General features: G+C 67.6%; 1 protein-coding gene. It reads right to left on the reverse strand.

The genetic code is table 11. The features are described 5' to 3' along the window. A partial coding sequence (locus Q7V20_RS22835) for a non-ribosomal peptide synthetase (RefSeq protein ID WP_304796231.1) occupies nucleotides 1-12483 on the reverse strand: 12483 nt, incomplete at both ends.

The raw sequence follows: 12483 nt of genomic DNA on the forward strand, positions 1-12483 counted from the left end.
GTAGCCGCGCCCCAGGCCTGCTCCGCCCAGGTACAGCTCGCCCACCACGCCTGGCGGCACCGGGTTCAGGTCGGCGTCCAGCACCCAGGTGCTGACACCGTCGATCGGTCGGCCGATGGCCACCTGGCTTTGCCCATCGTCGTGGCACGTCCAGTGCGTCACGTCGATGGCCGCCTCGGTGGGGCCGTACAGGTTGTACAGGCCCGCCTGGGGCAGGCGCTGCAGGACTTGGCCTTGCAGTTCGGCCGGCAGGGCTTCTCCGCTGCACACGATGCGCTTGAGGCCGCTGCACTGGCTCACCTGTTCGTGGCCCATGAAGGCTTGCAGCATCGAGGGCACGAAGTGGATGGTGGTGATGCCATGGGCCTGGATCAGCTCGACCAGGCGTTCGGGGTCGCGGTGGTCCCCGGGGGCGGCCATCGCCAGGCGCGCGCCCACCATCAGGGGCCAGAAGAATTCCCACACCGAGACGTCGAAGCTGAAGGGGGTCTTTTGCAGGACGGTGTCGGTCTCGTCCAGTCCATAGGCCGATTGCATCCAGCTCAGGCGGTTGTGCAGCGCCCGGTGGCGGTTGGCCGCCCCTTTGGGTTGGCCGGTCGAGCCCGAGGTGTAGATCACGTAGGCGAGGCTCTCGCCGTGTAGCGCCACTTGCGGGTTGTGGCTGGCCTCGCCCGACAGGTCCAGCTGGTCGATCAGGAGCAGGCGCACGTGCGCCGGGCATGGCAGGGCATGGGCCAGGTGCGACTGCGTCAGCAGCAGCTCGATGCCGCTGTCGCTGGCCATGTAGGCGATGCGCTCTGGCGGGTACTCGGGGTCGATGGGCACGTAGGCGGCGCCTGCCTTCAGGATGGCCAGCAGGCCCACCACCATCTCCAGCGAGCGCTCGGCGGCGATGCCGACTGCGGTGTCAGGCACCACGCCCAGGGACCGCAGCCTGTGGGCCAGGCGGTTGGCCCGTTCGTTGAGTTCGCCGTAGCTCAGCTGCGCCTGGCCGAAGACCACGGCCACCGCGTCTGGCTGCGCCTGAGCCTGCGCTTCGATCAGCTCGTGCACCGGCCTGGCATCCGGACGCACCTGTCCATTCACGCTCCAGCTTCGCAACTTGAAGGACTCTTCAGAGCTCAGCAGTTGCACTGATCCCACCGGCTGGTGGGGCTGGTTCAACAAAGCATCGACCAGCCACCGAAGCGCGGCCTGCACGTGATCGCACACGCGCTGTGCCCCGATGGCGCGATCGATCAGGGCCTTCAGCGTGAAGCCTTCGCCCTGGTCATCGACGGACAGGGTGAAGGGGTAGTTGGTGCGTTCCTCGCCCCCCAGGACCTCCACGCCCTCCCAGACACCGTCGTCCCGGGCCTCATTGGGCAGGCTATAGCGGTAGTTCAGAATGGCCGAGAACAAGGGCGTTCCGCTGCGCAGGCCGCTGCAGCGCTGCGCCAGTGACAGGCTGGCATGCTCGTGCTGCAGGAGTTCGGTCAAGGCGGTGTGCGTTTCCTTGAGGCATTGCGCGATGCCGCGCGAGCCCAACTGGATGCGGATGGGCAAGGTGTTGATGAACATGCCCACGGCGCGTGCCACGTCGCCACCGCCCTGCATGCGGCCGAACAGCAAGGTGCCAAAGACCACGTCGTCCTGCCCACTGCTTTTGGACAGCACGGAGGCCCAGGCCAGGTGGAAGACCGACGCGGGGCTCACGCCGTGGCTGCGCGCCACCTGGCGCACACGCCACGCCAAGTCCTCGTCCAATGGCACCAATGCCTCTTCGGTCCGGGAGCCATCGCCCTGCACCTCCAGCAGGTTGTAAGGGGCTGTCGGCTCGGTCAAGGTGCCCAGGGTCTGCTTGAAGAAGGCCTCGTGGGCCGCCACGGCGGACTCCTGTCGGGCCTGGGCCACGAACCCACGGAAGGGAACCGGTGCCGGCAACTCCGCCCAACGGCCTTGCTGGACCAGGGCGATCTCCTGGCTCAGCAGTTCCAGCGTGGTGTGGTCCAGCACCAGGTGATGGCTGGGCAGTTGCAGCAGCCAGCGGCCGCGTGCCTCATCCCGCACGGCCAGCGCACGGATCATGGGCGCCTGGCGCACATCGATGCGGAATCGTTCGGAGCGCAGGTAGGCGCCCAGGGACTTGGCCACGTCGGCTGGCGCCTGGGGTTCACCCAGCTCCGCCACCGTCAACCATTCGATCCGCACCTCGGCCTGCCGATGCACCACCTGCACCGGCTCGGGCAAGCCCTCCCACAACACGGCCGTGCGCATCAGGTCATGCCGAGCAATCACCTGGTTGAGGCTGGCGATGAAACGTTCCAGCCGCGCCGTGGTGTCGAAAGCGATCAGGTAAGGCAGGATGTAAGGATCGCCATGGGGCCGAAGCAGGTGGTGGAACAGGATGCCTTCCTGCAAAGGCGCCAGCGGGTAGATGTCCTGGATGTTGGCGGCGCCACCAGGCATCGCCGCCTCGATGGACTGGACCTGTGCGGCGTCCAGTTTGACCAGCGTGAGCATGTCCGGCGTGATCGCTTTGCAACCCTCGGGGATGCCATTGGGGGGCACCGGGTTCTCGGGCTGGTCCAGGCTCCGCGCCCCGGCAACAGCCTTGGCGAAATCGGCCAGGCGTGGATGCTGGAAGATGGTTTTCGCTTCCATGGCCCAGCCATGGCGCCTGACGCGCTCCATGAGTTGAATGGCCATCAGCGAATGGCCGCCCAGTTCGAAGAAGTTGTCCTGGCGCCCCACCTGGCCGAGCCTGAGCACGTCGGCCCAGATGGCCGCCATGGCCTCCTCGGCCTCGCCTTGAGGGGGCTCGTGGTGCCCACTCGACAGGGAGTCCTGCGGCAAGGACAGCGATTTCCGGTCCACCTTGCCATTGGCATTCAAGGGCAGAGACGCCAAGGGCACCCAGAACGTCGGGATCATGTAGGCGGGCAGCCGGTCCTTCAGGTGGGCCCGCAAGGATTCCCGCCACGCTGGCAAGCCTGGCGCGCCCGCTTCGGTCAGGGCCGAATCGGCAGGCACCACATGCCCGACCAGCCAACGCTCGCCGTGTTCGTCTTCATGAACGGTCACCGCCACGTCACGGATGGCATCGAGCCGGGCCAGTTGGGCTTCGATCTCGCCCAGTTCCAGACGCTGCCCGCGGATCTTGACCTGCTGATCCGCGCGGCCCAGGTACTCGAGCACGCCATCGGCGCGCCACCGTGCCACATCGCCCGTGCGGTAGAGCCGCGCGCCAGGCTCGCTGGGCCAGGGGTGCGGAACAAAGCGCTCGGCTGTCAGCCGGGGCTGGTTCAGGTAGCCCCGGCCCACGCCCACACCGGCCACGTACAACTCGCCGGCCACCCCCGGGGGCAGCAGGTCCAGTTGATCATCCAGCACGAGCAAGCTGGTGTTGTCCGTCGGGCGTCCGATCGGCAGCAGGTGCTCGTGCCGGTCTGGCGGAACATTCTGCAGGTGCAAGGACACGTCGTCAGCGCACTCGGCCGGGCCATAGGCATTGACCAAGGGGATGGCGGGATAGCGCACGAACCATTGGCGCGCCATCTCGGCCGTCGACGCTTCGCCCGTGGGCAGCAGCCAGCGCAAAGCCGGCAATGGCACCGCCGGTGACGACAGCATCGCCTGGATCAGCGACGGCACGCTTTGCAAGACCGTGATGCCACGGTCTTGCACGCAACGAAGCAAGGCGCCCGGATCCCGCGCGATCTCATCGGGCACGATGTCCACGCAGGCGCCGCACAGCAAGCCGGCCAGCAATTGCCAGACCGACACGTCGAAACCCTGGGACGCGGTCTGCGCGATGACGTCGCCCGGTCCCAGGCCCAGGAAGGGCACCTTGCTCAGCTGGTTGTTGAGCATGCCGGCCTGCGTCACCACCACGCCCTTGGGCTCACCCGTGGAACCCGAGGTGTAGATCACGTAGGCCGCCTGATCGGGCCTGGTTGGTGAAGGGGAAAAGCCTTGCGGCGCGGCCACGGCCACCAGTTCTTCGTACACCAGCACCTGGGGCGGTTGGGGACACGCCGACAGGATGGCCTCCAGCTCGGGCACGAGGTCGGCCACGGTGACCACCACGGCGGCCTGGCTGGAAGCCAGGACGTTGGCCAGGCGCTGGGCCGGGTGCTTGCGGTCGAGGGCCAGGTAGGCACCACCGGCCTGGAACACGCCCAGGACCGTGCTCAGGAATTCGAGACCACGGTCTGCATACAAGGCCACCACGCTGTCCGGGCGGACACCGGCCTGCCGCAAGCCATGGCCAATGCGCTGGGCCGCCGAGTCGAGCTCGGCATAGCTGAGTGCGCGGTCCAGGCAGCGCACCGCCGTCCTTGAAGGATGCAGGCGCGCCTGCGCCCGGAACAGTTCGGCATGGCCCTGATCGAAGGGATGGTCGGCCTGGGTGCCTTGGCCTTGCGACAACAAGGACTGGCGCGCTGAATCGGGCAGCAAGGTCAGCTCGTGCCCCTTGCCGCCGGGGTTGTCGATCATCTGAATGAGCAGGTGGTGGAAGTTGGCCACCAGGCGATCGACGTCGGCCGCCTCGAAAACCCGGGCATCGTAAGACAACTGCAGCACCAGCGACTCACCGGGCGCGATCACCACCGTCAAGGGGTAGTTGGTGTGGGTGCGGTTGCCTTTGAACGAGACCTTCAGGTCTTGCGCCTTGCCGGTCACGCTGTCATCGACGGGCGCATTCTCGAACACGAAAATGCTGTCGAACAAGCCGCGGCCACGCGGCACGCCGCTCATGGCCTGGATCTCGACCAGGGGCAGGTGCTCGTGCTGGCGCATGACCAGGTTCTTGAGCAGCAGATCGCGCAACCACGCGACCACGGGGATTTCTGGCGGCGGCAACTCGACACGCAGGGGAATCGTGTTGATGAACAGGCCCACCGTCTCCTGGATGCCGGTGAGCTCCAGCGGCCTGCCCGCGACCGTGACGCCAAACACCACCTGTGTCGATTGCGTCAGCCGGCCCAACAGCATCGCCCAGGCGCCCTGCACCACCGTGTTCACGGTGAGCTGGTGCTGGTGGGCAAACTGGTGCAGCGCGGCAGTCTGAGCCTTGGTGAGGGCGCGGCTGGCATCGGCGACCGTCGCCAGAGCGTCCGAGCGGGCTTGCTGGCGCTGGTAAGGCATGGGGGTGACCGTGTCGACCTCCCGCAACTCCGCACGCCAATGGGCGCGCGAGGCGTCTTCGTCCTGGCGCTGCAGCCAGGCGATGAAATCCCGGTAAGGCCTGGGCAAGGCGGGGTCGGCGACCTGCCCCTGCCGGGCTGCCTCGTAATGGAGGAAGAACTCGCGCAGCAGCAGGGAACGGCACCAGGCGTCCATGAGGATGTGGTGGAAACTCTGGAGCACGTAGAACTGGGCCTGTGCCACACGGATCAGTCGGACCCTCATGAGTGGCGGCACGGTCATGTTGAACCCGGTGGACAGCTCTTCCTGCAGCAAGGCCTCGATGCGGCGCTCGACCTCGGCCTCGTCAACGCCTTGCCAATCCAGGCATTGCACGGCGGAAGGCACCGCTCGGTGCACCACCTGCAGCGGCATCTCGTCGTTCTGCCAGACAAAGCCCGTGCGCAAGACCTCGTAGCGCTCGACGACCCGATCCCAAGCCTGCGTGAAGGCCTCGACATTGATCTCCGAATCGAAACGGTAGCGGTCCTGCATCAGGTACATCCCCGAGCCGGGATTGACCAGCGTGTGCAAAAGCAAGCCTTGCTGCATGGGCGCCAGCGGATAGATGTCCTGGACATTGGAGGCCGGCAGAGCCAGGCCAGCCAGTTGCTCGCCCGTCACCTTGGCCAGGGGGAAGTCCGAAGGCGTCACGCCATGCGCGCCATCGATGCAATGGTCGATCAGGGCTTCCAGTTCCGCCTGGAAGCGCTCGGCCAGATCGCGCACCGTCGACTCGTCGTGGATGGCGGCGCTGTAAGTCCAGCTCAGGCGAAGTTCGCCCCGGTGCATGACGGCCCCGACATCGAGCCAGGTCCGGCGCCGGCTGGCGGGCGAGCGTTGCTGGCCCGAATGCTCACGGGCCAGGCGCCACACGGCATCCGCGTCGAAACTCTGGTCGAACTGGCCCAGGTAGTTGAACGTGACCTGCGGATAAGCCGCATCGGCCAGGGAGTGTCCCGCTTCCGTCAGGTAGCGCAGCACACCATAACCCAGGCCTTTGGCGGGCACCTGGCGCAGTTGCTCCTTGATCGCCATGAGGCTGGCGCCCGGCTCCGTACTGGCCGGTGTCAGCCGCACGGGGAACAAGGTGGTGAACCAGCCCACGGTCCGGGACAGGTCGATGCACTCATCCAAGGGCTCACGTCCGTGGCCTTCCAGCTCGACCAGCACGCTGTCGCGTCCGGCCCAATCGCACAAGGTGCGGGCCAGCGCGGTCAACAGCACGTCGTTGATCTGGGTCCGGTAGGCCTGGGGCACTTCGATGAGCAACTGCTCGGTGCGCTCTTCGTCCAGCGTCGTGTCGAGGGTGCGGGCATCGGACACGAGGTTGCTGCCCGAAGCATCGCCGGGCAATGGTGGCTCTGCGATGCCGGCCACGGCTTGCCAGTAGGGCAACTCGGCCTGGAGCGCGGCACTCCGGGCGTGCTCGTGGAGCGCCTGCGACCAGTCCCGGAAGGAACTGGTGCGCGCCGGGAGGTCCACGGCCTGGCCTTCGCGCAGTTGCCGGTAAGCCGTCTGCAGGTCTTCCAGGATCACCCGCCATGACACCGCGTCGACAACCAGGTGGTGGGCGGCCAGCAGAAGGCGGCCGGCCCGGCCCGCGCCCAGATCCATCCACACCGCCTTGAAGGGACGGCTCAGGCTCAGGCTGCGTTGGGCCAGGTCCGCCGCCGCCTTGATGGCGGGCGCCACCTGGCGTTCCGCGGACAGGTCCAGGCGCTCGAAACAGGCGAAATCCGTGGCGGGCGCATAGGCCTGATGCCAGGCGCCAGCGCGTTCCTCGAAGCCCAGCCGCAGCGCATCGTGGTGCGCCACCACCTGCTCGACCGCTTGCCTCACCCGGGCCGGCTCGACCACCTCGGCGGCGGCCAGCATCAAGGACTGGTTCCAGTGCTGAGGTTCATCGAAACGCTGCTCGAAGAACCAGTGTTGGACAGGGGTCGGGTCGAAGGACCCGCCTTGGCGGTCCAACTCGGCTGCCGCGCTGGCGGCAATGGCCGACGCCGCGGCGGCCACGGGGTCCACCCCGGCCGTCTCCGCCGCGATGGCGGCGACTGTTTGCAATTCCATCAGTTGCCTCGGTGTGATCTTGAGCCCCCGTTTACGGGCCCGCGCGATGATTTGCAAAGTGAGGATGGAGTCCCCACCCAGTTGGAAGAAGTTGTCGTGGCGCCCCACCTGCTCCAGCCGCAGCACCTGCGCCCAGATCTCCGCCAGGACCTGCTCGGTCTCGCCTTGCGGCGTTGCATGTCCTTGCCGTGGCGCCTGCTCGGGATCGGGCAGCGCCTTGCGGTCGACCTTGCCATTGGCGGTCAGCGGCAGCGACGCCATCTCCACGATGACAGAAGGCACCATGTACTCGGGCAAGGTGCGCGACAGGTCCTCGCGCAAGGCGGCCACGTCCAGTGCCTCGCCAGGCCGGGCCACCGCATAAGCCAGCAGCTGCGTGCGGCCATCCGCGGTTTCGCGGGCGATGACTTCGGCCAGGGCCACACCGGGCCGGGACCGCATGGCCTGGGCCACTTCACGCAGCTCCACCCGATAACCGCGCACCTTCACCTGGTCATCCACACGCCCCAGGAAAGCCAGGCTGCCATCGTCCAGCACCCTGACGCGGTCGCCGGTGCGGTAAAGGCGCTGCCCATCGCCGAAGGGACTGGCGATGAAGCGCTCGGCCGTCTGCCCGGCCCTGGCCTGGTAGCCGCGCGCCAGGCCGGCGCCGCCCAGGTAGAGCTCGCCAGCCGCGCCCACGGGCACCTCTTGCAGGCAGGCGTCCAGCACATGGGCCTGGCTGTTGGCCAAGGCCCGACCCACCGGCAAGGAGCCTGCATCGCGGTTGGCCAGCGCGGCCTCCTGCGTGAGGATGCCGACGGTGGTCTCGGTCGGCCCATAGTGGTTGAGCACCTGGAGGCCCGGACGCAAGGCCATGACGCGGTCCAGCAAGGCCCACGTCGTGGCCTCGCCACCCACGATCAGGCGCCGTGCCGGCAGCACATCCTGCGGATTAGCCGCATGCATCAGTGCCTGCAGGTGGCTGGGCACGATCTTGAGCACATCGACTTGGTGGTCGTGCATGTACTGGGCAAACCGGTCCGGGTCGAAGGCACGCTCGGCCGAGATCAGGTGCAGCAATCGGCCCGAGCACAAAGCCCCGAACAAGACGGTGTGGCCGAGGTCGGCCGCCACGGTCGACACCATGGCCATGCTTCGCGCATCTTCGGGCAGGTCCATCCGCTCCAGCACGGCCCGAACGTAGTTGGCCAAGGCGCCATGGCTCACCACCACACCCTTGGGCTGGCCGGTGGAGCCCGAGGTGTAGATCAGGTAGGCGGATTGAGCGGGGTGGCCGTTGAACTCGCCCGCCCCCTGCCCGGCTTGCCCGATGCCCGCTGTCAAGTCCAAGGGCAACACGGGCACGCCAGGCGCCCAGGTCAGGGGCTCGGCACTCAACAGCCACGCCGCGCCGCTGTCCTTCACCTGGTAGACCAGGCGGTCCGCGGGCAGCGCCGGGTCCAGCGGCACATACACGCCACCCGCCTTGAGCACGCCCAACAGGCCCACCACCATGGCCAGCGACCTTTGCGCATGCACCCCCACGCGCACTTCTGCCCTGACGCCACGGTCCCGCAGATCTGCGGCCAGGTGATCGCTGCGGGCATCAAGTTCGCCAAAGCTCAAACTGCCGGCCTCGTCCATGACGGCCAGGGCTTCTGGCGTGCGGTGGACGGACTGACGCCACCAACTCAGCACGTTGTCGCGCGGAACCTCGAACGCGCCATCCTCGCGGGCATCCCGCCATGGCAAGGCGCCGACGCAGGTGCTGGGCCGGTGGGCCATCACATCGATCAATTGGACCAGGAGACCGTCGAATCGCCCAGCCAGGCGCCGAACGGTGGCTTCGTCGATGTGCGCGCGGTCGTGAAGGTAGTCGAGGCACAGCTGCTCACCCAGCCGTACACGCAGGGTCAAGGGGTAGTGGTTGCCATTGGCCGTGCGCACGCCGCTGAAGCTCAGGCCGCCATCGGCCCCCTGCCTCAAGGCCTCGTCCAGCGGGTAGTTCTCGAACACGATGATCGAGTCAAACAGGGAACGGCCCTGGGCATCGAACTGGCGCTGGACCTGCGCCAGCGGCGTGTGCTCATGCTCCCGCGATGCCGCGCCTTGGGCCTGAAGCTCGCGCAGCCAATCATCGACGCCTTGCTCGGGCCTTGGCGCGGCCACGACCGGGATGGTGTTGATGAACAGGCCAACCGTTTGGCCTATGCCCTCCAGCATGGTGGGCCGCCCCGCGGTCGTCGAGCCAAAACAGACGGCTTCGCGGCCCAGCTGGCTTTGCAGCAGCAAGGCCCAGGCCGCCTGGATCAGGGTGTTGGCGGTGATCCGCTCCGTGCGGGCCACCTTGAGCAGGCGCTGGACCTGGTGCGCGTCCAGCGTGGCCGCGTGCTCGCCATGCCCGGCACCGGCCTGGCGGAGCGTGGGCAGGCTGTCCACCAGCTTGGTCGGCTGCGCCAGGACGCTCAGCCGTTGCTGCCAGTACGCCTTGGATGAGTGCTCATCCTGCTGCTGGAGCCATTGGATGTAGTCGCGGTACCGGCTGCCTGGCCCGGTGGGCGCGTGCCCGCCGTAGTGCCTGAACACATCGCCCAGGAGCTGCGAGGTGCTCCAGCCGTCCAGCAGCAAATGGTGCTGCGTCCAGATGAAGTGATGCTGCTTGTCGGACACCCGCACCAGCACCAACCGCATCAATGGGGGTTGACCGAGGTCGAAGCCTCGCGCCTGCTCGGACCTGGCCAGGTCGTCGAGTGCCTGCGCAGTGTCTTCACCCTGAGCCCGCCAATCATGCTCGGCCAGCGGCAGTTGCGCCGATGAGGTCACCCATTGCAAAGCCTGTTCGCCTTGCATGAACCCCGTGCGCAACACTTCGTGCCGTGCCATGGCGGCCTGCCATGCCGCCTTGAAACGGTCGGTGTCCAGCCCACCGATGTCCGCCCGCAATTGATTGACATAGGCGTCGCTTTGCATCCCATAGACGCTGTGGAACAGCATGCCTTCCTGCATGGGTGACAGGGGGTAGACGTCCTCGAGCAAGCCAGGCGAGACGGGCCACTGGTCCAGCTGCACCTGCGTCAGCTTGGCGAGCGGGAAGTCCGAAGGCGTCACGCCCCGCTCACCGCTGGTGCAATGCGCGATCAGGGCGGCCAGCGCCTCCCGCAGTTGCGCTGCCAAGCTGGCGATCGCAGCCCGGTCATGCCGGGATGGGTTGAAGTTCAGGCCCAGCTTGAGTTCGCCGCCCTGAACCCGGCCTTCCACGACCAGTTCATGGCTGGGCCGCGAGGCGGGGTCGAAATGGGCACCGCTGGACTCGTCGGCCAGTGGCCAGCGCGACTGCGCCGGGTCCGTGCCATCGATCTGCCCCACGTAGTTGAAGACGACGCGAGGCCGTGGCAATGCGCGAATGGCCTCTTGCTGCGCCAAGGTGCCGAAGTGCTTGAGGAGCCCGAATGACAAGCCCTTGCCGGGAATGCTGCGCAGGCTTTCCTTGACGCGCTTGAGGGCTTCGGCAGGGGTTCCCCGCGCATCCAGCGTGACCGGGAACAGGCTGGTGAACCAGCCCACCGTGCGCGACAGGTCGATGTCGTCAAACAAGTCTTCGCGGCCATGGCCTTCCAGGTCGATCAGGATCTGATCGTGGCCACTCCAGGTGCACAGGGCCTGGCCCAGTGCCGTCAGCAGCAGGTCGTTGACCTGGGTGCGGTAGGCCGCGGGGGCTTCCTTGAGGAGCTTGCCGGTCAGCGTGGCGTCCAGCTTGAGTTCGACGGTGGCCCGGCTGGCCTCGGCGTCAGGCGCCTGCAGCTGGCGGCCAGGCAGTTCGGTGGGCAAACCAGCCAGCGCCTGCCAATGGGCCAGTTCATCGCCCAGGGTCTGCGCATGGCCCTGCAAGGCCAAGGCCCAATCCCGGTAGCTGCTGGTCTTGGCCGGCAAGGCGATGGCCTGCCCGGCCTGGCTCTGGCCATACGCCACTTGCAGGTCCTCCAGCAGAATGCGCCAGGACACCCCATCGACCACCAGGTGGTGGATGGCCAGCAACAGCCGCCAGCCGCCGCCCTCGCCCACCTCGATGGCCAAGGCCCTCAGCAAGGGCCCTTGCGCCAGGTCCAGGCTGCGCTGCGCTTCCTCGCACAGCCCTTCGATGTCTTGCGCGCTGCGCGCTTGCCGCACCCACAGCAACTCCTGCCACTGGTCGTCGGAGACGGGCTCGTAGCGCTGTGTCCAGGATCCGTCGGCCGCCTGGGTGTAGCGCAGCCTCAGGCTGTCGTGCTGCGCCACCAGCGCCTTCAGCGCATGGCGCAGGTGCTGTGGCGCCAAGGCCTCCTGGCTGTGCAGCAGCACGGCCTGGTTCCAGTGGTGCCGCGCCGGCACCTCCCGCTCGAAGAACCCGGCCTGGATGGGCAGCAAGGCCACTTCGCCTTCGGCCTGGCTTGCCGGGGCCTTGCCCTTCTTCACCTCCACCGGCTCAGCCACCATGGCCAGTTGCGCCAGCGATTGCCGCTCGAACATCTGGCGCGGCGTGACTTTCCAGCCCAGCGCGCGCAGACGCGCCACGATCTGCAGGCTGATGATCGAGTCACCGCCCAACTCGAAGAAGTTGTCCTGGCGCCCCACCCGCTCGGCCCCGAGCACCTGTGCCCACACCTGGGCCAGGACCTCTTCGGCCTGGCCTTGCGGCGCTTCATAGGCCCGCGCCTCGTCCAGTGCCACCGGTGGCAGCGCCTTGCGGTCGATCTTGCCGCTGGCGTTCAGCGGCAAGGCGGGCAGCACCACGATCGTGGCCGGCACCATGTACTCGGGCAGCGCGCTGCCCAGGCGTGCGCGCAGCGCCTGGGTGTCCAGGCGCTGGTCGCCATGGGCGGCTGACACATAAGCCACCAATCGGGCGCCACCTGCTGCGGTCTGCGCCACCACCACCGCCTCCCTCACCTGGGACTGGGCCAGCAGTTGTGCTTCAATCTCGCCCAGCTCGATGCGCAGGCCCCGGATCTTGACCTGGTGGTCGATGCGGCCCACGTAGGCCAGTTGCCCATCGTCGCGCCAACGCACCAGGTCGCCCGTGCGGTACAGCCGCTCACCGTGCGTGCCCTGCGGGTCGGCCACGAAGCGCTCGGCGCTCAGCGCGGGCCGGTTGAGGTAGCCGCGCCCCAGGCCTGCTCCGCCCAGGTACAGCTCGCCCACCACGCCTGGCGGCACCGGGTTCAGGTCGGCGTCCAGCACCCAGGTGCTGACACCGTCGATCGGTCGGCCGATGGCCACCTG

This window comes from Aquabacterium sp. (assembly GCF_030652515.1).
Classification (GTDB): Bacteria; Pseudomonadota; Gammaproteobacteria; order Burkholderiales; family Burkholderiaceae_C; genus Aquabacterium.